Annotated in this window: 21 protein-coding genes; 10 read left to right on the forward strand and 11 right to left on the reverse strand. The window is 64.6% G+C overall.

Annotation, left to right across the window (positions count from 1 at the left end):
• Positions 1–69: 69 nt before the first annotated feature.
• A complete protein-coding gene (locus J3364_RS19620) occupies positions 70–1,056 on the forward strand; it encodes a LysR family transcriptional regulator (RefSeq protein ID WP_349559881.1) in 987 nt (328 codons plus the stop codon).
• 94 nt (positions 1,057–1,150) lie between these two features.
• A complete protein-coding gene (locus J3364_RS19625; RefSeq protein WP_123633656.1) occupies positions 1,151–1,354 on the forward strand; it encodes a DUF3185 family protein in 204 nt (67 codons plus the stop codon).
• 80 nt (positions 1,355–1,434) lie between these two features.
• On the opposite strand, the gene J3364_RS19630 is transcribed toward J3364_RS19625, so the two are convergent.
• Genes J3364_RS19630 through ptsP form a run of 3 tightly spaced genes read right to left on the reverse strand, consistent with a single transcriptional unit; the run spans position 1,435 to position 6,976 of the window.
• The gene (locus J3364_RS19630; RefSeq protein ID WP_349559854.1) at positions 1,435–3,174 is read right to left on the reverse strand and encodes a PTS fructose-like transporter subunit IIB; all 1,740 of its coding nucleotides are present in this window, start codon (positions 3,172–3,174) and stop codon (positions 1,435–1,437) included.
• A complete protein-coding gene (pfkB, locus tag J3364_RS19635) occupies positions 3,171–4,136 on the reverse strand; it encodes a 1-phosphofructokinase (RefSeq protein ID WP_349559855.1) in 966 nt (321 codons plus the stop codon). Before pfkB ends, J3364_RS19630 begins: the two co-directional genes overlap by 4 nt.
• A complete protein-coding gene (gene ptsP, locus J3364_RS19640; RefSeq protein ID WP_349559856.1) occupies positions 4,136–6,976 on the reverse strand; it encodes a phosphoenolpyruvate--protein phosphotransferase in 2,841 nt (946 codons plus the stop codon). The genes pfkB and ptsP overlap by 1 nt, the downstream gene beginning before the upstream one ends.
• Before the next feature lie 242 nt (positions 6,977–7,218).
• On the opposite strand from ptsP, the gene cra reads away from it, so the two are divergent.
• A complete protein-coding gene (gene cra / locus J3364_RS19645; RefSeq protein ID WP_349559857.1) occupies positions 7,219–8,205 on the forward strand; it encodes a catabolite repressor/activator in 987 nt (328 codons plus the stop codon).
• Here the strand turns inward: cra and J3364_RS19650 are convergent.
• On the reverse strand, positions 8,155–8,691 hold the full coding sequence (locus J3364_RS19650) for an MOSC domain-containing protein (protein WP_349559858.1): 537 nt from the start codon (positions 8,689–8,691) through the stop codon (positions 8,155–8,157). The two genes, cra and J3364_RS19650, sit on opposite strands and share 51 nt — an antisense overlap.
• Positions 8,692–8,892: 201 nt before the next feature.
• On the opposite strand from J3364_RS19650, the gene J3364_RS19655 reads away from it, so the two are divergent.
• Positions 8,893–10,068, forward strand: a complete 1,176-nt coding sequence (locus tag J3364_RS19655) for a type III PLP-dependent enzyme (protein WP_349559859.1) — start codon at positions 8,893–8,895, stop codon at positions 10,066–10,068.
• Positions 10,069–10,305: 237 nt separating this feature from the next.
• Here the strand turns inward: J3364_RS19655 and J3364_RS19660 are convergent, their stop codons facing one another.
• The gene (locus J3364_RS19660) at positions 10,306–10,695 is read right to left on the reverse strand and encodes a nucleoside-diphosphate sugar epimerase/dehydratase (protein ID WP_349559860.1); all 390 of its coding nucleotides are present in this window, start codon (positions 10,693–10,695) and stop codon (positions 10,306–10,308) included.
• Between the two features lie 138 nt (positions 10,696–10,833).
• On the opposite strand from J3364_RS19660, the gene J3364_RS19665 reads away from it, so the two are divergent.
• Both J3364_RS19665 and J3364_RS19670 read left to right on the forward strand, forming a co-directional pair.
• The gene (locus tag J3364_RS19665) at positions 10,834–11,754 is read left to right on the forward strand and encodes a DUF4124 domain-containing protein (RefSeq protein ID WP_349559861.1); all 921 of its coding nucleotides are present in this window, start codon (positions 10,834–10,836) and stop codon (positions 11,752–11,754) included.
• A 22-nt stretch (positions 11,755–11,776) separates the two neighbouring features.
• Positions 11,777–12,544, forward strand: a complete 768-nt coding sequence (locus tag J3364_RS19670) for a TerC family protein (RefSeq protein WP_349559862.1) — start codon at positions 11,777–11,779, stop codon at positions 12,542–12,544.
• A gap of 49 nt (positions 12,545–12,593) precedes the next feature.
• Here J3364_RS19670 and J3364_RS19675 read toward each other — a convergent pair whose 3' ends face one another.
• From J3364_RS19675 to J3364_RS19695, 5 genes are all read right to left on the reverse strand, one after another.
• Positions 12,594–14,585 carry a TonB-dependent siderophore receptor gene (locus J3364_RS19675; protein ID WP_502882534.1) on the reverse strand — a complete coding sequence of 664 codons (1,992 nt, stop codon included), beginning with the start codon at positions 14,583–14,585 and terminating at the stop codon, positions 12,594–12,596.
• 303 nt (positions 14,586–14,888) lie between these two features.
• Positions 14,889–15,290: an ectoine synthase gene (locus tag J3364_RS19680; protein WP_123633647.1), complete on the reverse strand. Its 402-nt coding sequence runs from the start codon at positions 15,288–15,290 to the stop codon at positions 14,889–14,891.
• Positions 15,291–15,421: 131 nt separating this feature from the next.
• Entirely contained in the window at positions 15,422–16,858 is a 1,437-nt protein-coding gene (locus J3364_RS19685) for a GTPase/DUF3482 domain-containing protein (protein WP_349559864.1), read from the reverse strand.
• Positions 16,851–18,239, reverse strand: a complete 1,389-nt coding sequence (locus J3364_RS19690; protein ID WP_349559865.1) for a DUF2868 domain-containing protein — start codon at positions 18,237–18,239, stop codon at positions 16,851–16,853. The genes J3364_RS19685 and J3364_RS19690 overlap by 8 nt, the downstream gene beginning before the upstream one ends.
• Before the next feature lie 69 nt (positions 18,240–18,308).
• Positions 18,309–18,875, reverse strand: coding sequence for a DUF1415 domain-containing protein (locus J3364_RS19695; protein ID WP_349559866.1), 567 nt, complete (start codon positions 18,873–18,875; stop codon positions 18,309–18,311).
• A 123-nt stretch (positions 18,876–18,998) separates the two neighbouring features.
• Between J3364_RS19695 and J3364_RS19700 the strand changes: the two genes are divergently transcribed.
• The 4 genes from J3364_RS19700 (at position 18,999) to J3364_RS19715 (ending at position 24,431) form a co-directional block, all read left to right on the forward strand.
• Positions 18,999–19,358: a DUF6164 family protein gene (locus J3364_RS19700; RefSeq protein ID WP_349559867.1), complete on the forward strand. Its 360-nt coding sequence runs from the start codon at positions 18,999–19,001 to the stop codon at positions 19,356–19,358.
• Between the two features lie 175 nt (positions 19,359–19,533).
• Positions 19,534–21,477, forward strand: coding sequence for a CocE/NonD family hydrolase (locus J3364_RS19705; RefSeq protein ID WP_349559868.1), 1,944 nt, complete (start codon positions 19,534–19,536; stop codon positions 21,475–21,477).
• A gap of 111 nt (positions 21,478–21,588) precedes the next feature.
• On the forward strand, positions 21,589–22,617 hold the full coding sequence (locus tag J3364_RS19710) for a CNNM domain-containing protein (RefSeq protein ID WP_203141981.1): 1,029 nt from the start codon (positions 21,589–21,591) through the stop codon (positions 22,615–22,617).
• A gap of 248 nt (positions 22,618–22,865) precedes the next feature.
• Positions 22,866–24,431: a sensor domain-containing diguanylate cyclase gene (locus J3364_RS19715; RefSeq protein WP_349559869.1), complete on the forward strand. Its 1,566-nt coding sequence runs from the start codon at positions 22,866–22,868 to the stop codon at positions 24,429–24,431.
• Here the strand turns inward: J3364_RS19715 and J3364_RS19720 are convergent.
• Positions 24,395–25,222, reverse strand: coding sequence for a M90 family metallopeptidase (locus J3364_RS19720; RefSeq protein WP_349559870.1), 828 nt, complete (start codon positions 25,220–25,222; stop codon positions 24,395–24,397). The genes J3364_RS19715 and J3364_RS19720 overlap by 37 nt on opposite strands.
• Between the last annotated feature and the right edge of the window lie 41 nt (positions 25,223–25,263).

A 25,263-nucleotide genomic window follows, 5' to 3' on the forward strand; every position in this document is an offset into this window, starting at 1 on the left:
AACACCGCTGTTTAATGATATTTAGAGATCAGGTATGAGTAATTTCGATAATGGAGTAAGCGCGCCATGATGAAACTGCCCCCCTTGCGAGCCCTGCCCATGTTCGAGGCGGTGGCGCGGCTGAACAGCTTCTCGAAAGCCGCGGACGAGCTGGCGGTGAGCCAGAGCGCCGTCAGCCACCAGATCAAGGCGCTGGAGACCTACCTGGGGGAACCGCTGTTCCAGCGCAGCGGCCGTTATCTGACGCTGACCGACGAAGGTCGCACGTTCCAGGAAAGCGTGACCTCGGCCCTGCTGCAGATCGAACGGGCCAGCGAGACGCTGCTGGGCGCGCCAACGTCGCGTCTGCGGCTTGCCGTATTCAGTTCCTTCTGCGTGCGCTGGCTGATTCCCCGCTTGCCCAGCCTGCAGCGGGCCCACTCCCAGATCGACCTGGCGCTGGAGATGACCAGCACGTCGCCGCAACTTTCAGACCGGGTGGCGGACTGCTTCATCACCATCAACACCAGTGCCCGCGCCTTCAGCTACGACCTGTTGTATCGGGAGCGCCTGTTCCCGATCTGCAGTCGCCCCTACTGGCGCCAGATTCGCGAGACGCTGGGCTTGCCGGAGGATCCCGCCGACAGCCGGCCGCTGACACCGGCGGACATCGCCCGCTTTCCGCTGCTCTCCACCTACAGCATCTACGACCGGGAAGCCGGCGACTGGGACACCTGGTTCCAGGTCGCCGGGGAAAGCCGGCCGGCGCGGACCCGGATCCAGCATTTCAGCCACATGCTGATGGCGCTGGAAGGCGCCCGGTTCCACCAGGGCATCGCCCTGACCAACGACTACATGCTGAGCGAGGAGGCGGACACGGAGGATTTCGTGCGCCTGCCCTGCCACAGCCTGATCACCGGCGACAGTTTCTACTTCGCCCACAAGACCAGCCGGCGCAACGAGCCCGCCCTGCGTGCGGTGCGCCGCTGGCTGATTGAACAGGCGATTGCCAGTGGCCTGCGACCCGCTGTGGCGCCACCATTGACGGGGCACACGGGGCCGGCGCTGCATCCGTAACTTTCAATTTGGGGGTGCGGCGTGTAGCTTCGTAAAAAAATGTTAAATAATACCTTCGGTAAAGAAGGTTTCACCAAGTCAAAGGAGAAGTTACTTGGCTGCGACTCGGCTAATTGGACTGGTAGCGCTGGTGGTGGGTGTCCTGTTGCTCTATTTCGGCTGGCAATCGACGCAAAGCGTGGGTGAACAGCTGTCACAGAGCCTGACGGGACGGTTCAGTGAGAATACGATGTGGTTCCTGATTGCAGGTGCCGCGGCGACGGTGGGCGGCGCGTTCATGCTGTTCTTCCGGAAATAGTCTCGATCCCGTCCAGCACGGCATTCATCGCTAGAAATGAGAGCGCCCGACGATCGTCCTGATCGCCGGGCGTTTTACGTTCAGGTGGCGTTGGCCAGGGCGGTTTTCCCGGTCTTGGCGAAGGCATAGCTGATGCCGATCACCAGCGAGCCGACCGTGATGGCAAACAGATAGGGCAGCACCGCGCTCACCGCGTGCGGGATCAGCAGCACAAACAAGCCGCCGTGCGGTGCCATCAGCGAGACCTGGAACAGCATCGACAGCGCGCCGGTGATGGCCCCACCCACCATGCAGATGGGGATCACCCGCAGCGGATCCTTGGCCATGAACGGAATGGCCCCTTCCGAGATGAAGCACAGCCCCAGTACAAACGAGGCCTTGCCCGCCTGACGCTCGTCGTCGGCGAACTTGCTCCGGGCCAGCAGGCTGGCGATGCCCATGCCGATGGCCGGCACCATGCCCGCGGCCATGATCGCTGCCATTGGGGCAGAGCCGCCGGCGCCCTCAGACAGTAACCCGACCCCGAAGGTGTAGGCGGCCTTGTTCACCGGCCCACCCAGGTCGAAGCACATCATGGCGCCCAGCAGCGCACCGAGCAGGACCGCATTGCCCGTGTTCATGTTGGTCAGGAAGTCGGTCATCGTCGCCATGATGGCCGCGATCGGTTCGCCGACGATGTAGATCATGGTCAGCCCGGTGAACAGACTCGCCAGCAAGGGAATGATCAGGATCGGCTTGAGCGAGGCGATGCTTTCGGGCAGCGGTAGCTTTTGACTCACCAGCCGTGCGGCATAACCGGCGAGGAAACCGGCGGCGATGCCCCCGAGGAAACCGGCGCCCAGAGTGCCCGCCAGATAACCGCCAATCATGCCCGGTGCAATCCCCGGGCGATCGGCGATGGAATAAGCGATGTAGCCGGCCAGCAGCGGGATCATCAGCTTGAAGGCCGTGCCGCCGCCGATCTGCATCAGCGCCGCGGCCAGCGTGCCTTTCTGCTCGGCCGCGTGGATGCCGAACACGAACGACAGGGCGATCATCAGACCCCCGGCGACCACCATCGGCAACATGAACGACACGCCCGTCAGCAGGTGCTTGTAGGGGCCCTTGCGTTCGCCGCTCTTGCTGCCGGCGGGTTTGCTGGTGCTGGCACCGGTTTCGGTCTCCGCCTGGTCCAGTGCATCGCGCAGGGTGTCGGCGGGCTTCTTCAGGGCTGCGCCGGTGGAGGTGCGCCAGACCCGTTTGCCGGCAAAGCGTTCCGGATCGATCTCGATGTCGCAGGCGAGGACAACCACGTCCGCCTCGGCGATCTCGGCCTCCGTCAGCGCATCCTGGGCGCCGACTGAGCCCTGGGTCTCGACCCGGATGCGGTGGCCGGCGGCCCTTGCGGCTTCGCTTAACGCTTCAGCGGCCATAAAGGTATGGGCCACGCCGGTGGGACAGGCGGTGACCGCGACGATGGAGAGCCCCTGCGTACCGGTTGCGGGCGCGGCGGGCGCCGAGTCATCCGGGACATAGGGCGTGGCCGCCTGTTGCGCTTCGTCCAGGAACTGATCGGGATCGGTCAGTGGCGCCGTGACCGGCGCGTGATACAGCGCCTTGCCGGCAAACCGGTTCAGGTCGACCGGTGCGCTGGCGGCGACAATCACCAGATCGGCCGCGGCGATGGCGTTGTCATCAACCGGTGTGACCGGGCTGGCCTGGCTGTGGACTTCGGCCGTGACCTGCCAATGGCGGGCTTCGGCAGCGCGGGACACGGCCCGGGCGGCCAGGAACGAGGTGGCCAGTCCTTGCGGACAGGCGGTAACGAGAATCAGGTTCATGATGATGCCTCCCCGGACAGGGTTGTATCCGGCCAGGGTGTGACCCTGGTGTGTTGTTGGAGTTGTAGGAAGTCGTCGGCGTCGGGATTGCCCACGCCCACATGGCGGACGCATTCGGCGGACAGGGCCGTCGCCAGCTGCAGGGTGTCAAAGTCACTGAGGCCGCTGAGTTCGCCATGGAGCAGGCCGGCCAGCAGTGTGTCGCCGGCACAGACGGTGCTGACCACCGGCACCTGCGGGGCCCGGGCCAGCAGGTCCCGGCGCGGGTTGAGCCAGAGCACGCCCTCCGGGCCGCGGGAAATCACCACGTGGGCGATGCCCGACTGCTGCAACTGGCGGCCGGCGTCGGCCTGGGCGGTCAGGTCGGGCAGGGGGCGGCCGGCCCATTCCGCCAGTTCTTCGTTGTTGGGTTTGACGCCGCTGGGGCGGGCCCGGATGCCGGCCGTCAGCGCGGCGCCGCTGGTATCCAGCCAGACCGGTCGATCGGCCTCGGCACAGCGCCGGATCAGCCCGGCCAGCTTTTCCGGTGCGAAACCCAGGGGCAAGCTGCCGGCGATGACGACCGCATCACAGTCGCCGAGCAACGGGCTCAGGCGGAACTGCAGCCGGTTCAGGGCGTCTGCCGGAGTATCGAAGCCGGTGCCATTGAGGTCGGTGACCCGTCCGCCGGTTTCGGCCAGTTTGACGTTGGTGCGGCTGGTGCCGGGCACTCGCAGGAAGTGATCTTCCAGGCCTTCGTCGGCAAACAGCTGCTCGAACGGCGCCGCGTTATCCAGGCCCATCAGGCCGGACACCATGACCTCGTGGCCCAGCCGGCGCAGCACCCGAGCCACGTTGATGCCCTTGCCTGCGGCGTCCAGCTGGGTCCGCTCGGTGCGGTTGACCTCGCCGAGGCGGATCGGTGGCGTTTCCACCGACAGGTCCAGGGCCGGGTTCAGGGTGATGGTCAGTACACGGGCCATTACGCGCCCTCCAGCTTGTCCCGCACATCACTCGCCGTGGCCTGTTGCAGGGCCAGCTGCGCGAGTGATTTCGCGTCGGACAGGGCCAGGTTACGGATGCAGGCCTTGACCAGCGGCACCCGGCGGCTGGTGACGGAAAATTCGTCCACGCCCAGCCCCAGCAGCACCGGAATCGCCTGGGGATCGGAGCCCAGCTCGCCGCAGATGCCCACCCAGCGGCCGTGTTCGTGGGCCGCCTCGACGGTCATCTGGATCAGGCGCAGCACGGCCGGATGCAGGCCGTCGGACTCGGCCGACAGCTGTGGATGGCCGCGGTCGATGGCCAGGGTGTATTGGGTCAGGTCGTTGGTGCCGATGGAGAAGAAGTCCACCTCCGGCGCCAGGGTCGGGGCCAGCAACGCACTGGATGGAATCTCGATCATCACGCCCACCTGCACGTCCGGGGCGTCGATCTCCTCGCGCAGCTTGTCCACCAGGGCCTTGGCGGCTCGGAACTCGGCCAGGTCCTTGACCATGGGGAACATGATCCGCAGCGGGCGGGAGCCGGCTTCGGTGAGCAGCGCCCGCAGCTGGGTTTCCAGTATTTCCGGCCGGGTCAGGGACAGGCGGATGCCACGCAGGCCCAGGAACGGGTTGTCCTCTTCCGGCAGCGGCCAGTAGTCCAGCGGCTTGTCGCCGCCCACGTCCAGGGTTCGCGCCACCAACGGCAGGCCGTCGAGCGCGTCGAACGCCTTGGCGTATTCGGTGCGCTGGGTCGCCAGGTCCGGGGCTTCGGAATGGGCCATGAAAATGAACTCGGTGCGCAGCAGACCTACGCCGTCGGCGCCGCGCTCCACCGCTTCCGGCGTGTGGGCGGTGTTGCCGAGGTTGGCGCAGACTTCCACCTGATGACCGTCCACCGTGCGGGCCGGCTCGTGGCGGGCTTCGTGGGCCTTGGCCTGCAGCTGCTCAAGTTGCTCCAGGCGCTGGTTCAGGCGGCGCCGACGCTCGCTGCCGGGTGCCGGGACGATGCAGCCCCGCTCTCCATCCACAACGACATCCGTGCCGCTTTCCAGGGTCAGCAAACGCTCACCCACACCCACCACGGCCGGCAGGCCGAGGGCGCGGGCGAGGATGGCGCTATGGGCGGTGGCCCCGCCCTTGGCCGTCACCAGGCCCCGAACACGCTGGGTGTCCAGCCGGGCCACATCGGACGGGCCCAGGTCGTCGGCCACCAGGATGTAGGGTTCGTCCGGTGGTGTCGGCATGGACACGCCGCAGAGGTTGGCCAGTACACGCCGACCGACGTCGCGCAGGTCCGCAGCGCGTTCGGCCAGCAGACGGTCGGCGAGCGCTTCCTGGGCTTTGGCGGCGGTGTCGATCGCCTGCCACCAACCGGCCTCGGCCGAGGCGCCTTCGCGGATGATGTCGAACGCGGCCTGGTGCAGGTCGTCGTCACGCAGCATCTCGGCGTGGACCGCGAGGATGGGACCGGCCTCGCCGCCTTCGGCGTGTCGGATCAGGGCTTCCAGTTGCCCGAAGGCGTCGTCGATGGCCTGGTTCAGGCGCTCGCACTGGTGGTCGGGATCGTTGGCGGTGGCCGCGTAGGTCAGTTCCGGCAGGCGCATGACGAACGCCGGGGCCACGGCCAGTCCCGGGGACGCCGCAACCGCCTTGAGTGGCGTATCCGGTTCTAAAGGTTCCACGGGTTGGGACGGCTGATCGCTGTCGGTTGTCTTGCGTTCATCGTGGGCGCGCAGCGGGGTCACTGCCTCGCCCAGGCCGGACTCGATGGCCTCGGCCAGGGCTTTCACCGCCGCTTCGGCTCCGTCACCGGCGGCGCTGATCACCAGTGTCTGACCGCGACGCGCGCCAAGGCCGATGACTCGGGTCAGGCTGGTGGCCGACACCGCCTGGGCGTCGCCTTCGAGCAGGCGCAGCTGCAGGGGCAGCGACTGCTGGCGGGCCACCTGCACCAGCTGCTTGGCCGGGCGGGCGTGCAGGCCGTGGGCGTTGAGCAGGCGCACCTGGCGGGTGACGGCGTTGGCCTGTTCGCCGGCCAGGCGCGCCAGTAGTTCATCGGCGGACAGGCTGGCGATGGATTCCGGCTGGGTCAGCAGGTGATCGATCTGCTCCAATAGCGGCTGGGTGTCCTCGCCCTGGCCGGCCAGACACAACACGCCGTCCAGCGCGTCATTGGCTTTGGCCGGTGTGGCCACCGCCAGGGCCGGTCGGGTGACGCCATCGGTGGCGTGGACCAGCCACAGACCTCGGCCCAGCGCTTGTGGCACCTGGGCCACCAGGCTGGCAATAAACGGCGGCTCGACGCAGCCCAGGCTCTGCAGGCGGGCGGCGGCGGTCAGCGCCAGTTCGCGGGTGTCGCTGGCCGGAACCTTCAGTAGCAGGGTATCGCGATCGCACTTGGGCGTGGCGGGTGTGCGAGACAGGCAGGCCAGCAGGGTGTCCCGGTCGGTCGCCTCAGCCAGCTGCTGGGCCAGCCCCGGCTTGTCCAGCACCCGGGTGAGGTGGCGCAGGATATCCAGGTGTTCGTCGGACTGGGCGGCGATGGTGACCAGCACATGGACCCGGGCGTCGTCGTGCCAGGTCACGCCGTCGGGAAACTGCAGCACCCGGATGCCGGTGGAGCGGACGTGCTCGCGGCTCTCGGGCGTGCCGTGGGGGATGGCAATGCCGTTGCCCAGGACGGTGGACGACTGGGCCTCGCGGTCCAGCAGGCCTTGCAGGTATTCAGGAGTGGTCCGGCCTGCAGTTTCCAGCTCCTCGCCGGCCAGGGCGAGGGCCTCGCGCCAGTCGGCGGCGCGGCAGCCCAGACGGATGTCGTCGGCAGTTAACGTAAGCATGGGGAAATCCCCTTTCTTGACCTTGTTGTTGTCTCACGGCAGCCGGTCAGGCGCCGTGGTTAAAATCGTATTTAAGCATTTGCTGAATCGTGTCAGCAATGACTAGAATGGATCATGGAACAACATTGGTCAGATTTCAAGCAATGCAGATCGCGACGGTCGGGTCACGTTGATCCCGGCGATCCCGTAGAATGTCGGCTTTATCGACAGTCACCCGGTAACAGGTACAGCAGGAGACGGCAATGACCTTGGCAGAACTGGCCCGACTGGCGGGCGTTTCGCGCACCACGGCGAGCTACGTACTCAATGGCCGGGCCGCTGCCAACCGCATCAAGCCCGAGACCGTAGAGCGGGTATCGGCCCTGGCCCGGGAGCATGGCTTTCGCATCGACGCCCAGGCCGCGGCGCTGCGTGGCGGCCAGTCACGCACCCTGGGTTTCATCCTGCCGGACCTGGAGAATGCCAGTTACGCCCGCCTGGCCAAGTTGCTGGAAGTGGGTTCCCGCGCCGAAGGCTATCAGCTGCTGATCGCCGGCTCCGACGATGACGCCGACACCGAGCGCTCGCTGGCGCTGTCGTTCCGGGCACGGCGTTGCGACGCCCTGATCGTGGCGAGCTGCCTGCCGCCGGACAGCACCTTCTACCGGGATCTGCAGGTCGAGGGGCTGCCGGTAATTGCCGTGGATCGGGCCCAGGATCCCTCACAATTGACCTGCATCGTCAGCGATAACCAGGCCGGCGCGGCCGCTCTCACCCGTTCGGTGCTGGGGCCGGGGGTGCATTCGGTGGTCTGGCTGGATGCCCTGCCCGAGCTGGCCATGACCCGCCAGCGGCGCCAGGGCTTCGAAGAGGCCGTCGCGGACTGGAACGGCGAGGCCACCGTGATGAGCGGCGACCGGTTCGACCGGGCCTCCGGCGCGGCCCTGGCCCGGGAGCTGCTGGCGGAGCGGGGCCAGCCGGACGCGCTGGTGACGGCGTCCTATTCCCTGCTCCAGGGGGTGCTGGACGTGTTGCTGGAGCGGCCGGACGGCCTGCCTGCGGACCTGCACCTGGCCACCTTCGGCGACGACCGCCTGCTGGATTTCCTGCCGATCCGGGTCAATGCCCTGCCGCAGCAGCACGAGGCTATCGCGGCGGCCACCCTGAAAGCGGCGCTATCCGCGATCAATGGTGTGACCTCACCCGGTTGTCAGGTCATCGAACGACGTCTGCACCGGCGCGCGGTCTGACGCCAGCACCTCGACCCCATCCCCCAGCCGGATCTCGCCACCCTCGATCACCCGCGTGGTGATCCCGCCATGCCCGCGCATGGCGTTGTAACCCCCGGGCCCGAGTTCGGCCTCCATCTTGGAGCAGGGATCGCACAGCCCGGTCATTTCCAGGACCGCCTCTCCTACCCGGAAGCGTTTGCCCTTGAGCGCCAGAAGATTGAGGCCGCGGACCACCAGATTGCGGCGCAGCCGGTCGGGGGTGATGGCGTCCAGGTGTACGAGCGAGGCAATCACCGGCAGGTGCTCCGCCTGGATCAGTGTCACCTGGCGCTTGCTCTCCGGACGGCCCCGGAAACGGTCGCCGACCAGCCCCTGGCCCCGCTCGATGGTGGCGGATTCCGGCGCCAGCATGGGTTCATCCCGGCCCGGCCGCAGGCCGATCCATTCAAGCGTGCCCTGTTGCGGGAGGGTGTTCATCAGATCCTGCAGGCGTTGTGCGGCCATGGTCGCTCCTTGATCGTCAGGTGAGGGGGTGATGGTACGTAGCGGGAAACTTTCGTGCCATAACGCGTTGCCGGGTTATGGGTAGATTTGCGCACTATCCGGGCCCCCGATTTGTTCCTACATTCGCGCCCATACCGGCCCGGACAATTGTCCGGGCCATTTTTATTGGCGTCGTCCCAGATGAGGAACCCATAGACGTCCATGAACGAACAAGCCCCGATCCAGGTTTCCGACTACTACGACGATGCGACCTTCCAGCGCATCAAGACCTTTGCCGACACGAAAGAAACCCCGTTCCTGGTGGTCGATACGGCCACGATCAACCGTCAGTACAACGAACTGGTGGAAAATTTCCCGTACGCCAAAGTCTATTACGCGGTGAAAGCCAACCCGGCGCCGGAAATTCTGACCATGCTGCGGGATCGGGGTTCGAATTTCGACATCGCCTCCATCTATGAGCTGGACAAGGTGATGGCACTGGACGTCTCGCCGGATCGCATCAGCTACGGCAACACCATCAAGAAGGCGAAGGACGTGCGCGCGTTCTACGAGCGGGGCGTGCGCCTGTTCGCCACGGATTCCGAAGCGGACCTGCGCAACATCGCCAAGGCCGCGCCGGGCTCGAAGGTATACGTCCGCATCCTGACCGAAGGCACCCAGACCGCCGACTGGCCGCTGTCCCGCAAGTTCGGCTGCCACACCGACATGGCCATGGACCTGCTGATCCTGGCCCGCGACCTGGGTCTGGTGCCTTACGGCGTGTCGTTCCACGTGGGTTCCCAGCAGCGTGAAATCGGTGCCTGGGACGCGGCGCTGGGCAACGTGAAGGTGATCTTCGATCGCCTGCGCGAGGAAGACGGCATTGAGCTGAAGATGATCAACATGGGCGGTGGTTTCCCGGCCAACTACATGACCCGGACCAACGAACTGGGCACCTACGCCGAGGAAATCCAGCGCTTTATCCGTGAGGATTTCGGCGACGACTTCCCGGAAGTGATCATCGAGCCGGGCCGTTCGCTGATTGCCAATGCCGGCGTGCTGGTGAGTGAGGTGGTGCTGATTTCCCGTAAATCCCGCACCGGTCTGCACCGCTGGGTGTTCACCGACGTGGGCAAGTTCTCGGGTCTGATCGAGACGCTGGACGAGTCCATCAAGTTCCCGATCCATACCGAGAAAACCGGGGAATGCGAGGACGTGGTGATCGCCGGCCCGACCTGCGACAGCGCCGACATCATGTACGAACACTACAAGTACGGCCTGCCGCTGAACCTGGCCATGGGCGACCGGCTGTACTGGCTGACCACGGGGGCTTACACCACCACATACAGCGCGGTGTACTTCAACGGTTTTCCTCCGCTTCAGGACTACTACATCTGAAGTAGATGAACAGGGATGGTGTTAATCGCGAGTTCCCAGGGGAGCGCGTATCGTAGGTTGGGCTGACGAAGGAAGCCCAACAATAAGCGGGCTCCAGACGTTCCCGTTATCACGGGCACGCTTGGAGCATGGGTATTCAAAAACCGGCTTGGCGGCCATGGGATTGGATGAGATTGGCCGCCAACCGGGTTTGTTGGGCTTCCTTCGTCAGCCCAACCTACGCCATTGCGCTGGTTGTCAGTCCTGAATGCACCGCAACTCCGACAAGCGTGTCTCGGTATCCGAATCCGCGCGCAAGGTGAGCGTCCGGACACCGGTGGCCATAACCTCCTCCCAGATATTATCCGCGATCACCGGCGGCTCTCCCTCAATCCGAACCACCACCTTAACCTCATGTCGCTGGATCAGTGCCGCCAGTTCCCCGGGATATTGCACCGTCGCCCCCAGGAGCCGGGTCCGGTTGTTCCAGGGCTCATCGTCAATAAACGCGACGAGGTGGAAGCGGCCGCTGGCCTGAACGGCCTGTCCCAGACTGAAACCGGGATAGCCCACACCCACAATGATCAGGTTCGCCGGCGGCTTTTGGCCACCAAACCAGCGTTTCAGACGACTGCGCCACGGTGTCACAGGGGCTCCTTGCAAAGAAAGTTCGCTTCGTATGGACCGCATTATCCGCATTCGGCCGGGACTCGGACAGGGTACTGGTTGTTCCCCGCCGGTCACTATACACTCAGCCCGTAACGGCAAGGATGATCGGATAGACGTATGACACGTGGGCTGTTGTTGGCCTTGTGCCTGTTGCCCCTGTGGGGACACGCGGACATCTATCGCTACACCGACGAAAACGGCGTAGTGCATTTCAGTGATCGCAAGGAACCGGATCGCCAGCAGGAACGGGTGGAAGTGCGTGGCAGCGCGTCCCGATTCCAGCGTTTCCAGATCGACATCGTCACCGACGGTGTCACCCTGACCGATGACGAAAGGGCGGAAATTTCGGCGAACGTAAACAATGTTTACGCGTTCTTCGACGATATTCTCTATTTCGATATTCACCGCACCGTACCGGTGAACATCCGGGTGCTGCCGGACAAGGCGACCTATAACCAGTTCGTGGCCGCCAACACGAAAGGGCCGGTTCCCCCGTCGCGCGGCATATTCCTCAACGATGGCAACCAGATTGCGGTCTATTTGCGGGAGAACCGCGAAGATACCCTCCGCACCATCAGCCACGAAACCGCGCACGCCATCGTCGCGACCCTGACGCCTTACGTGCCCGCCTGGCTTAACGAAGGCCTGGCGGAACAGATGGAAATGCTCCGTCGCAGCGACGGTCATCTGGTGATCGATGCCCATCCGGAGAATACCCGGATCGTGGACTACATGCGGGCCAACAGGATGCTGCCGGACGTGGCCGATTTTCTGGCGATGCAGAGCCGGGACTGGCGTAATCATTACGCTGATAAAGGCTACTCACTGCAGGCCCAGACCGGTGAGTTCGTCTACTTCCTGCTGTCCACGCCCACCGGCCGCAGCTTCCTCGTGCGACTGATCCACCAGTATCAGCGGGGCGACCGCACGCTGGCTGCGGGTCTGGTGGACGACAACTACATCGGCGGCATGCGCGTGCTGCAGGACAACTGGGCGCTCTGGCTGCAGGGCGCCCGCACGGATTCAATCACCTTCTAATACGCTTATTGAGGAATCCCCTATGGTGGAATGGTTCAGCTGGATCGGCGATCCCCAGGCCTGGATTGCCCTGGCCACCCTGGCCCTGCTGGAAATCGTGCTGGGCATCGACAACATCATCTTCATCTCGATCCTGGTGGGCCGGCTGCCGGAACACCAGCGCAACCGGGCCCGCATTATGGGCCTGGGGCTGGCGATGGTTACCCGCATCCTGTTGCTGCTGTCGCTGGCCTGGGTGATGACGCTGACCCAACCCCTGTTCACGATCCTGGAAGAAGAGATCTCCGGCCGGGACCTGATCCTGATCGTCGGTGGCCTGTTCCTGTTGGCCAAGAGTGCCCATGAGATCCATAACAGTCTGGAGGGTGAGGAAGAGAGCGGGGCCTCTGCGGCCACGGCTGGCCTCGCGGCGACCCTGGCGCAGATCGCCGTGCTCGACATCGTGTTCAGCCTGGACTCGGTGATTACCGCCGTGGGCATGGCCGATCACGTGACGGTGATGGTGATTGCGGTGGTTCTTGCGGTGGGGGTGATGATGTTTGCTGCCAAGCCGATCGGCGAATTCGTCGACGAACATCCGACCATCAAGATGCTGGCGTTGAGCTTCCTTATCCTGGTGGGCGTGGCCCTGCTGGGGGAAGGCTTCGACATGCACATTCCCAAGGGCTACATCTACTTCTCCATGGCCTTCTCCTTCGGCGTGGAACTGCTCAACCTGCGCATGCGCAAGAAACGGGCGGAGAAGGTACGGTTGCACCACAAGCTGGTGGAGGATGGCGAAGAGTCGTAGGCGGGAATTGAAGCCGGCCGGAGCGTGACACTCCGGCCGGTAACCGAGCTTACCAGCGGTAGCTGACGCTGCCGATCACCCGGCGTTCGGCGCCGTAGTAGCACCAGTAATCGCAGCTGGCGACGTACTCGCGGTTGAACACGTTGTCGGCGTTGACCTGCACACGCCAGTGCCGGGTAACGTCGTACTGAGCCATCATGTCGAACACGGTGTAGGACGGCACCTCATAGCCGTTGGCCTTGTCTTCGGTGCTGCCCACATAACGCACACCACCGCCCACTTTCATGCCCGGCACCCATTGGGCCAGTGTGTAGTCCAGCCAGGCCGAGGCCATCTGCCGCGGGATCAGCGGCGCCTGAACCTTGTCATCGCTGCTGGCGGTATTCTCGGTGGTGGTGTCGCTGAACGTGAACGCGGCCGTCGCCTGCAGGTTCGGCGTCAGGTAGGCGACGCCTTCCAGCTCGAAGCCGTTGGTGTTGCGCTCACCCGCCTGGGACTGAATGCCGCCGGTGGTCACCAGCGAGTTCTTTTCGTTGATGCGGTAGACGGACGCGGTCACGTACCCGTCCAACCCGTCTGGCGCGTACTTCACACCCCCTTCGATCTGTTTGCCTTCCAGCGGATCGTAGAGATCGCCATTGCTGTCGGTGCCCACGATCGGCTGGAACGACTCGCTGTAGCTGACGTAGGGCGACAGGCCGTTGTCCGCCAGGTACATCATGCCGCCGGACAGGGAGACCTCGTCGACATCCGCGGTTTCCCGGGTGCCGCTGGTGCGGTTCACGTTATCGGTATCCGCCTGGTCGTAGCGGGCGCCGGCCAGGAAGATCCAGTGATCGTCCAGACGCAGCTGGTCCTGAAGGTAGTAACCCGTTTGCTGCTTGCTGATCTTGCGATTGACGATCGCCGAGGTGTCGACCGGGTTGTAGCTGCCGTACTGCGGATTGAACAGGTCGATCTCGCCGAACGCGTAGTCGTCGTATTCGTCGCCGGTGTTTTCCAGGTCCTGGTAGTCCACGCCCAGCAGCAGGGTGTTCTCGGTCCGGTCGGTGAACCATTTGCCGACCATCCGGTTGTCCACCGTCCAGGATTTGATATCGCCGTCGCGATAGGTCAGGCCACGTTGACCGGTCCGCGGGCCGGTCTGGAACAGGATGTAGCTGGAGCGCAGGGTCAAGTCCAGCTGGCTATAGCGCAGGTCCTGTTCGAAGGTCCAGGTGTCGTTGAGGCGATGGGACAGTTGGTAGCCGATGGCGGATTGCTCGCGCTCATTGGTGTCGAAATCCGGCTCGCTGTAGTTGGTGGACGGATCGACCTTGCCAAACGGCGTATCGTTGACGGTGCCATAGCCCAGCTTGAAGCCGTTGTAGGGCACTGCATTGTCCTTCTGGAAACTGGCCAGAATCGTCAGTTGGGTGTCGTCGGAAATGTCCCACTCGACGCTGGGCGCGATGTAATAGCGCTCGTCCTCGGTGCCATCGATATCGCCGTCTTCATTGCGGTACAGGCCGACCAGGCGATAGCGAACATCATCGCGGCCGGCCACCGGCCCGCTGGTGTCGAAGGCATACTGCTGGTGATTGTTGGTGCCGCTCTGCACCACGATTTCGCCCTGGGTGGTGTCCGTCGGTCGCTTGCTGATGGCGTTGATCACCCCGCCCGGAGGTGCCTCGCCGTAGAGGATCGAGGCTGGTCCCTTGAGCAGCTCCACCCGTTCCAGTCCGTAAGTTTCCGGCAGCCACTGGTAGAACCCCTCGCGGTAGATGCGCAGACCGTCCTGATAGGTGGACTGGTCGTAGCCCCGCACCTTGAACCAGTCCGTATCGTTGTCGTCACCATACTGGCCGGACAGCACGCCGGCGCGATAGCGGAAGGTCTCGTCCAGCGACTGGACATTGCGCTCCTTCAGCTCTTCCTGCTCCACCACCGACGCGGGGCGGGGCGTCTCCACCAGCGGCGCTTCCACCTTCAGCGCGGTATCGGAAACCACCAGCGTATTGAGTGACGAGCTGTCGCTGTCATCGGATTGGGCGGTAGCCATGGGCGCCACGCTTAACAGTGCGGCCGGCACGGCCAGAGGAACAACGCAGGACCGCCAGCGGGCGGACGGGGAATGCAAACTCATGAACACCTCAATCATACGGACGTGCTGGAGGCAATTTATTGCCTGATGAATAAGGCGAATAATATTAATGCGCTTTAACAAATGCAAATAATTATCAATAACAGGGATGGGCGTGTTAAGCCGTGAGCCTTGAGAAGAGCGAGGACGTGTCTTTCAGGTGGGAACGTCGGGTGTGCCGCCCGCCCGTCCGGTTGGACGGGCGGGCGATGTCAGGGCGACTTACTCGTCGTCCGGCAGGTTATAGGAGCCGTCCGCGTCGTGGGTTTCGCGGCCGCTCACCGGCGGGTTGAAGGTACAGATCAGGCGCATGTCCTCGGTACCGCCACGCAGGATGTGCTTGTCGTGCTTATCCAGCGCGTACAGGATGCCGTCGCGGATCTGGTGCACTTCACCGGTCGCCAGGTCTTCGATGCTGCCGTTGCCGGAGACACAGTACACGGCTTCCAGGTGGTTCTTGTACCAGAAGGTAAACTCGCTGTTGGCCGGGATGATGGTCTCGTGCATGGAGAAGCCCATGCCATCCTTCTTGAGCAGCAGGCGACGACTGTTCCAGGGCTTTTCGCCCGGGCCGAAGACGTCAGCGTCACTTCCGATGATTTCTTGCAGGTCAACAATTTTCATTGGAGGCTATCCTCGTTTTGTGGCGAGTACTCCTTCAGGGTGACTGTAGGCGACTCGCGGCCTCTGCCTGCATCACCCCTGGGGAGTTTGGGGATAAGCTCATTAGTATAAACATGGCCTATTCAGGCAGTTCAAATGTATTCCTGATTTATCGTAGCGCGCAGGGACGCCTCTTGCCATTCGCTGAACGCCGTCATGGCCGCCAGGATCACCGGTCGATAGCGGCTGGCGGCACGGCCGTCGCCACTGCCTTTGGCCAGTCGCTGCAACATTGCCTGCAGGCCTTTCTGGTCGTCCCGGGACAGGTGGGCCAGCCAGCGCGCGCCGGTCTGGTCGAGCTGCACCGGGCCACGGCCGGCATGGTTGCGGTGGCTGATCTGGTGCCAGTGATTCAGGGCCCGGCCCAGGATGACGTAACCGAACTGCAGGTCCGCCACCGGTCCGTAGCGCAGCTCACGCCCGCCTGAATGCAGCGGCCCCAGTGACCAGCGTGCCAGACGGTCCGCGTAGAAATAGCTGCCGGCGGCGCCGAGGACCCCACCGACCAGCGCCCCGGCGCCCAGCGACGTCCCGAAGGTCAGGGCGTCGATGCCCACGCCGCCGAGCGCTCCGGCGCCGAAACCCATGGTCGCCAGGTACGTCCGGCTGACGCCCCAAAGGGCCCGGCTGTGTTCGCTGAACAGATCCTCGTCCTGCCAGTAGAGGTCGTCTTCCTGCCGCTGCAGCCGGTGATGGCGATACAGTCCCTCAATGGACTTGCGCAGCTGGCGTTCCCGTTGGCGCTGGGCGTCCAGCCACTTCTGCTGCAGACGCTGACGCACCGCACGCCGGTCATCGTGTTCGCCTACGCGCCCGCTGACCCGCATCTGCAGCATGTCGCCCAGGGCCGCGGCCATCAGGTCGGCCGCATCGTCACGGCGTTGCTGGCGCTGGGCCTGCAGGTGCCCGGTAGCCAGGGCCAGACGGTCTTCCCAGCGGTGTTCGAGCTGACCAAACCCCCGCAGCAAACCCAGGTGCTGGTCAAATGGGGCGTTGACCGCGTTAAAGCGGCGTACGATGCGGAAGTACTGGCCCAGGGCCTTTTCCCAGTCGTCGCTGTGATCGTCCGGGCCGATGGCGTTGATCAGCGCCAGGCTGGGTCGTCCGGTCCACTGCAGGATGGTCATCTCGGCTTCGTTGGCCGGGCTGTAGGGCACCGAACCATCCACCACGTAGATGATGCCGGCGTTCTCCTCCAGGATCGGACGCAGCAGTTCGCATTCGTCATGGAACTGGGGATCGTCCCGGTGCTGGAGGTAGAAGGCCCGCACGGTGTCCGGTCGATCGGAGGCGGAGGCACTGTGGGCCTCCAGCCAGGCCATGACCTTGCGCGGTCGCTGGAAGCCCGGCGTGTCGATCAGTGTGTAGAGCACCTCGCCGTCCACCGTCAGCGGGTAGGCGTGACTTTCACGGGTGGTGCCGGGTTCCATGGCGATGGCGATGCTGTCGTTCTGGGACAGGGTGGCCACCACGCTGGACTTGCCGCGATTGGGATGGCCGACGACGGCAAAGACCGGAGCATCAGCCATGGCGTCGGACCCCTTCCGTCTGATCCGGCAGGCGGCAGACCCAGAGGTTGGCGTCCTGCTGGCGTTCGGCGAAGCGCTGCCACTGGGCCAGCTGCACGGTGCTGGCGGGTTCCAGCGGTGCTTCTCCGCCCACTGGCAACAGCGCGATCAGGCGCTCCCGGGGCCAGGCCCGGCGGGCATCGTGGAGGAAGTCCGCCAGCTCGCCGGTGGGCGGTTCCCAGGCACGGGTCAGCAGGATAACCGGATCGCGACCGGCGGCGAGCTGGCGGATCACGTCATGGTCCTCGGCGAGAGACAGAGTGCCGCCGGCGCTGACAATCGGGGCGTCCGGCTGCGCGAGCAATCCCCGGATCGCCGGTTCGTTGTGGGTCGCGGTGCCGGCCCAGCGGATCAGCGCGTGGCCGGGAGGCAGGGTGTGCAGGGCGTTGCCCGGCTGCGATACCGCTTCCCGGTGGCTGTCGTCCGCCTCCGCCACCGATTCCACGATGGGCGTGTCAAAACGGTGCCACAGGGCGCTTCGTCCGGGATGCCGGCGCAACTGTCGCCGGGCCTGCCAGCGTAAGTGGATGCGGGCGAACAGGGCCAGCAACAGACGTGGCAGCACGGCGTAGGTCAGCCACAGCATACTGACAAACGGCCACCAGTCGCCGTAACGGGCCGGTTCGTTGATCGCGGTTTCGCCCAGCCGGTAGAACTGGGTCTGCTCTACCAGGGCCAGTGACGGATACGCCGCCGGCCAGAGGTGCTGCCAGGGCGCGGCCAGCGACTGGACCAGGCCGGCATAGGTCTCGGCCGAGGCGCGCAGCGTGGTGCTCCAGCCAAACGCCAGATCCTGCACCACCACCAGACCCATCAGGGTCAGCCAGGCGAACAGGGTAAACACCAGGGCCGTCTGCTGAGCGGTGCAGGCGGCCAGTTGGGGTTGCAGTCCATCCAGCGCCGTGGGGCGGTCGTCGGCGTCCCGGCGCGGGCTCAGCAAGCGTCCCCAGGGGCGCCAGCCCACCAGGGCCTGAATCGTGGTGGCCAGTGCCAGCAACCCCTGCAGGGCAATGAAGCCGATAATGACCGTGACGTTGATCTGCTGGGACCCGTCGTAGAACAGCAGGCCCAACATCGTGAGGATGCCCAGCACGGCCCCGACCGGCAGCAACAGGCGTGAAACGCGGCGCCAGGTGCGCAGACGGCGATCGTCGTCCGGTCCGGGCGAGCGATGGGGCTGGATGTGCTGCAGCCAGCCCGCGACGGAAGGCCGGCGGTTCGCCTGCTGGCAGTCCAGGGCATAGCGCCGGTCGCGCCGGTGCAGGAAGGCGGCCGACTGGGCCTGGTCACGCCGGACCTGATCGTCGAAGGCGAGTAGCAGCGTGACGGGGTGTTGGCGCATCCGGTGCGGGTCCTCAGGTCTGGCGGTGTGGGTGTTGTTTTGAGTGTAACCGCTTGATAACGCGGGCGGCTAGCGGCGATCCGACGAGGCGTCTGACGGCCAGAGTCGCCGCCAGCCGTCGTGTCCCAGCGCGCGCAGGCGCTCGATGTTGGCGCGGTAGATGGCGTCGGGATCGTCCATGGCCTCGGCGGCTTCGGCCACGCTGTCTTCCCTCAGTATATGCAGGATCGGACGCGGTGAGCGGTTGGTGTAGTTGTCGATGGCGTCGTCAGGCGTATCGGCGAAGCGATAATCCGGGTGGAAGCTGGCAATCTGGAAGATGCCGTTCAGTTCCAGGTGTTCCAGCAGGTTGTCAGCCAGGCCCAGGAAATCGTTGAAGGCATCGAAGTCGGCCAGGCCCTCGGTGAGGATCAGCAGGGTGGTTTCCCGTTCTTCGGCGGGCAGCGCCTGAAGCTGGTGAATCTCGGCCAGCAGGGCCTCGGCGATGCCCTCGTCATCCGTCGCTTCGGTAACGGCGAAATGCACCTGCGAGCGCACGTAAGGCGCCCGGGCAAACGGGCACAGGTTGAGGCCGATCACAGCGGTTTCGACCCAGCGGCGGGTGTCGGCGATGGCGGGCTTTTGGGTATCGGTCATGGGCGTCTCCGGACAATCCGCCATGATAGCGTGTCCGGCATGGATCTGCGCCGTCGCGTCGTCCGCTTTTCGGCTGAAGCCGTTACAATGACAGGACAGTCACCCCGAATTCGAGTACGCCCGATGCCCCACTTCCTGATGAACCTGCGCCATGTCCCGGACGACGAGGCGGACGAGATCCGCGCCCTGTTTGAGGAGCACGGCGTGGATTATTACGAGACGCCCCCCAGCCGCTGGGGCATCAGCATGGGCGGCTTCTGGGTCAGGGAAGCCGACGAGGCCGAGCGTGCCCGCGACCTGTTGGCCACGTATCAGCAGTCCCGCCAGGATACCCAGCGAGCCGACTATGCGCGCCGGCTCGCGGCCGGTGAGGTCCCGTCCTTTGCCCAGCGATTGTGGCGCCGGCCAGTGACCATCCTCGCCACCTTACTGGCTGTCGCCCTGATCCTGGGGCTGAGTGTGGCGCCGTTTCTCTCCTGGTGATCGGGCAACGCCCTGATCTATCGATAAATTGGACACAAGTTGACCCGCCTGACGTAACAACGTGTAACAAAGGCTAATGAATTGTACATTTGTACCAAATTAGTCTGGGACTTTCCGGGATCCGGCAGGATGAGCCGGGACCTGAAAAATAAAGACAACAAACAGGTACAGTCCAATGAACAAGCACGTCAGTGGCCTGGCAACGGCCAGTATTCTCATGCTTTTGCTGTCCGGCTGTGGCGGTGGTGGTTCCGGGGACTCGGGCTCCGAGTCGGCCGTCCTGGGTGACGTGGAGGTCGCCGACACATCGGACAACGAATCCCCCACAACGCCATCCCAACCGGCCACCGACGAGCAGCGGGCCCTGCCGGAAGCCAAGGTGGGTCTGGAGGCCGCCTCCTGCGAAACCGGTGAACACCTGCAGGGCGACCGCAGCTATTGGGTGGACATGCCGTCCCGGGTGGACGGCGCTGCCATCGTGTTCCAGGTGTTCGAACCGCGCCTGTTTGACTGTCGCAACCACCATCCGCTGATCCTGCAGAGTCATGGTTTCAGCGGCAGCCGCGAGACCGAAGCGGGCAGCGATCCGCTGGCCCCGGTTCAGCCGCTGGTGGATGCCGGCTATACCGTGATCAGCATCGATGAACGGGGCCATGGGGAAAGCGGTGGCACCGTGCGTGTCATGGATCCGGATTACGCCGGCCAGGACCTGGTGCAGATCGTCGATTGGGCCGAAGCCAACCTGGATTACCTGGCCTACCGGGACGACAACCTGCTGCTGGGTGCTGTCGGCGGCAGTTACGGCGGCGGTTTCCAGTACATGCTCTACAACGTGGATCCGGATCGGCGGATGGACGCCATGGTGCCGCAGATCACCTGGCACGACCTGACCGACAGCCTCGATCCGGGCGGTGTGGTGAAAACCTACTGGGCGGCGGTGCTGGCCTCCCTGGGCGATGCGGGCACCGGCTTCAGCATGGACCCGTTTATCCGGTCCACGCTGCTGGAAGGCGTGGCCACCAACCGCATTCCCGACACCGCGCTGGATTTCTTCTACTACCACAGCCCGGCCTATTTCAGCGACAACGAACGGGACCTGGCGCTGTACGACAGCGGCGACACCGACGACTACCTGCTCGACCCGCTGACCGGCCAGCTGCCCATCACCGGCGACGGCCATTACGTGGTCAAGACGCCGCCGCGCGCTCCCTACCCGGTGGATGTGCTGATGTTCCAGGGCGTGCGTGACAATCTGTTCCCGCTCAATGAGGCTTACGAGAACTACAAGACCATGGCGGCCGCCGGCGGTGACGTGCGCCTGCTGACCTATCCCTTCGGCCATCATTACCTGGCGCCCAGCGTCGGGCTGGTGCAGGAAACGCTGGAGAACGGTAATTTCTACGCCCAGGCGCTGCCCGAATTCCCGTCGGAAGGCACCGGCCCACTGTCCAGCTGCGGCGACATCGACGTCACCCAGGCGACCCTGGCCTGGTTCAACGAGAAGCTGCGCGGCCAGGGTAACGCCGACAACGTGATCACCAGCGGTCATCAGGTGTGTTTCTCGCTGGCGCCCGGGGATTCGGTCAACGCGCCGTCCATGACCGTAGGCGGGACCGAGTTCCCGATTGACAACCCGGTGTCCGACTTGCTGCCGGTCACCGTCCTGGCCGGTGCGAATCCGGTTCCGACCCTCATTCCGCTGACCAGCGTGGACGACAATGCCGTGATTGCCGGTATCCCGACGGCGCAGCTGTCCCTGAGCCTGGGCTCGGAGACGCTGGATAACGCCTGCCTCGACCAGGGCGACCCGATTCTCGGCCTGGGCACCTGCGATGCCATCGTGTTCGTCGGTATCGGCCGGATCCGTAATGGCGTGCCGGAATTGATCGACGGACAGGTGCAGCCGGTGCGCGGTCTGGGCGAGCACGACATCGAGCTGACCGGCATTGCCGAGCGCCTGCAGCCCGGCGACAAGCTGGCGCTGATGGTCTACGGCCAGTATGCCAGCACGTACCTCGGTGCGTTTTCCCGCGATCTGACCAGTTACTCCCTTGTGGTCGAAGGGAGTGTTCGCCTACCCCTGCTCGCGGCGGACGGTCAGAGCGCGCTTACTCCCTGAAAGGCGTCTTCGGGGATCTCATAGGGCGCAGGGACGCGCCCCGTTTTTGCGGTTTAATCGTCGCCAGCTCCGTGGGTAGAATGACGTTTCCGCTGCCAACGGATACCCCGGATGCTGCTGCTTGTACTGTTTGCCGCTCTTTCCATCGGTTTCTCGTTCCTGTGTTCGGTCCTGGAGGCCGCCCTGCTGTCGGTGACGCCCAGCTACATTGCCTCCCTCAAACAGGACCGGCCTGAACTGTTCAGACGCCTGCGTCATCTCAAGGACAACGTGGACGACCCCCTGGCGGCGATACTCACCCTCAATACCGTGGCCCATACCGTCGGGGCGACCGGCGTGGGTGCCCAGGTGGCGGGCCTGTTCGGCAGCACCTGGGTGGGGCTGGCATCGGGCATCATGACCCTGGCCATCCTGATTTTTTCCGAGATCATCCCCAAGACCATCGGGGCCAAGTTCTGGCGCAGTCTCGCGCCCTGGCTGCCCAGTGTCCTGCGGGTGATCATGGTTGCGCTGGCACCGTTCGTGTGGCTGTCGAACCTCATCACCCGGCGGATCGGCGAAGACGCTGCGGATGTGGACCTGCGCGCCGAAATCAGCGCCCTGACCGAAATCGGTCGGGACCAGCGGGCGCTGGACGAGGACGAGCGCCGGGTCATCCAGAACATCCTGCGCCTGCATGAAATCACCGTGGGCTCGATCATGACCCCGCGCACCGTCTGCCAGACGGTGCGCCCGGATGCCACGGTGGCGGAATTCCGTGAACGCTTCCAGGACCTGCCGTTCACCCGCTACCCGCTGATCGATGCCGACGGCAAGAGCCTGGGCTATGTCCATAAGCCGGATGTGCTGGACGTGGACGGCGACGTGCGCCTGGACACCGTGGCCCGGGAGATGGAGATCGTCCGCGCCGGCACCGACATCGAGCGCCTGTTCGGTTTGATGCTGCGCGAACGCCAGCACATGGCGGTGGTTTACGACGAGATGGATACCTGGGTCGGGGTGGTCACCATGGAAGACATCCTGGAAACCATCCTGGGGCTGGAGATCATGGATGAGACCGACAACGTCGCCAATCTGCGCCGTTACGCCAAGGAGCGCTGGAGCCGGCGGCTGCGCAAACTGTCGGCCCGACAGCTGTAGCGCACCGGACTGTCCTGCAAAAAGCTGTGAAAACAGGGTGTTTGACGGGCTTGCGGCTCGACGCCCGGCGCTGGAGCGGCTAAGTTGCTTAGGGAGTCTCCGATTAAAATGCCCGGGGTATCTTTGAGCGATCCGAAGGCGTCTCAGGTGGTTATCAGAGGCTCCATGGTGGGAGTGTCACGGAGCCAAAGACGGCTTCACCTGGACGATGCCCCACGGGACGTTGATAGAGAGGGATTCCGTATCAGATGAGTGCGTCCAGGGAAGTCGGCTCGCCGTTCCGCCGGGCCTTGTTGATCTGCGTGGCCTACGCCATCCTCAGCGCCCTGTGGGTGGCCGCCAGTGACCGCATGCTGGGCATGATGGTGCATAACCCGGACACCCTGACCAGTATCCAGACCTGGAAAGGCTGTGGGTTCGTCCTGGTGACATCCCTCTTCCTGTTCACCCTCATTTACCACCAGTTTCGCCGCTATGCGCGGATGCTCGCCGTCAACCACGAACAGGCGGAAGCCATCCACGATCTGAGCCAGTTCCGCGAAAGCATCATCGACAACGCCAGCATCTGGATCAACGTGCTCGACCCCGCCGGCCGGGTGCTGATCTGGAACAAGGCGGCGGAGCGGATCAGTGGCTACACCCGCGATGAGGTGCTGCACTCCGATTCCATGTGGGGTCTGCTGTATCCGGATGACGAGTACCGGGCTCACGTGCTGGAGCTGGCGGAATCCATTATCCGCGACGGGCTCGACCTGAGCGGTTTTGAAAGCCGGATCCAGACCAAGCAGGGCCTGCTGCGGGCCATGTCCTGGAATTCCCGGCGTTTCTTTACGCCGGACGGCGAAGTGGCCGGTGCCATCACCATTGGCCAGGATCTCACCGAACAGCGCCAGATGGAGAATCTGGCCCACGACAGCGAACGCCAGCTCAAGACCCTGATGGACAACCTGCCGGGCATGACCTATCGCTGCCTGTTCGACGAATCCTGGACCATGAAATTCGTGTCCGATGGCTGCCGTTCACTGACGGGCTACTCGCCGGACGAGCTGATCAACAACCGGACGGTCGCGTTTGCCGACCTCATCGATCCGGCGGACAACGAAACCAGCACCCGGGCAGTGGAACAGGCCATCGGCAACGCCGAACCCTATGCACTTGAATACGGCCTCACCCGGCGCGACGGAAGCCGTATCTGGGTCTGGGAGAAAGGCCGCAGTGTGGAAGTGGACGGCCAGTTGATGCTGGAAGGCATCATCCTCGACATCAGCGACCGCAAGGCGCTGGAAGAGGAGCTGGCGCGGCTGGCCACCCACGACGCCCTGACCGGCCTGTTCAATCGCCGTGAGGTGGAACGGCGACTGCGCGAGGAACTGGTCCGGGCCGAGCGCTACAGGCGGCCGGTGGCGGTGCTCTGGATCGACCTGGATCACTTCAAGGACGTCAATGACGCTCACGGCCATGCCGGCGGCGACGAGGTGCTGCGCCGGGTCAGCGAGCAGTTGCTGGATTCCGTGCGTGCGGTGGACATCGTCGGGCGATACGGCGGCGAGGAATTCGTGGTCATCCTGCCGGAGCATCACCTGCCGGAAGCCCGCGAGACGGCCGAGCGCCTGCGCCGGATGGTGGCCAGCCAGCCCATCCGGATCAACGATCACGTCGACGTGCCGCTGTCGATCAGTGTAGGTGTGGCGATTTACCCGGAACACGGCCAGGGGGTCAAAGCCATCTGCGAAGCGGCGGACCAGGCGATGTACGCGGCCAAGCGGGCCGGGCGCAATCAGGTCTGTGTGGCCCACTCCGCCGGTGACAGCTGATAGAACCCGCTCAGGCATTCGTACAGCCGGGGCTCGCTGTGTCGCAGCGCCTCCGGATCGCAGAAGAACGCTTCCGTGGCCACGGCAAAGAATTCCGCCGGATTGGTGGCGCCATAGGGATCCAGTACCGTATCGCCATGGCGGGCCTCGCGCTTGAGGCGTTCCCAGGCGTCACTGAACACGGCCTGCCAGTTGCGGGCCTGCTCCCCGGAATGCAGCGGCGGCGCTCCATCGGAGCTGCCGTCCAGTTGATCGAGCTGGTGGGCGAATTCGTGCAGCGCCACATTGCTGGCGGCCCACTCATCGGCCGCCTCGGCCTGCAGCGTCGCCCACACCAGGATCACCCGACCTTCTCCCCAGGACTCGCCCAGCCGCGTGTCCGTTCCCTCGACCACCACCGGCCCTTCGCGGTGGTGGGTGGGCGCCCGGTAGGCGTCGGGGTAGATCAGTACGGCCTGCAGGCTGTCGTAGTAGTCCATGGATAGTCCGGACACCAGCAGCGCGCCGTGGGCGGCCACCAGTACGCGCATGTCGTCGGTGAGTTCCAGGCCGTTGCAGCCGTAGAATTCCAGCTCGTCCATCAGGATCAGGGTGCCGGTGTGGACCCGCTCCCGGACCGGCCCGGGCAGTCGCCGGTAGAGTGCCATGTCCCGTTCCAGCCAGCGCGCCCACTCGGCGGGAAAGGCGCTCGCGGCCAGCCGCTGCCTCCGGGCCCGGCGATAGAAGAACAGGCGCCAGGCGGCCAGGGCGATCACAACGGCGACACACAGCGCGTAGAGCAGGGGCGTCATGGGAACTCCATTCTGTGGGTTGGCCCGCATTGCATGCCGGT

It is taken from the genome of Marinobacter sp. NFXS9 (assembly GCF_040148665.1).
Classification (GTDB): Bacteria; Pseudomonadota; Gammaproteobacteria; order Pseudomonadales; family Oleiphilaceae; genus Marinobacter_A; species Marinobacter_A mangrovi.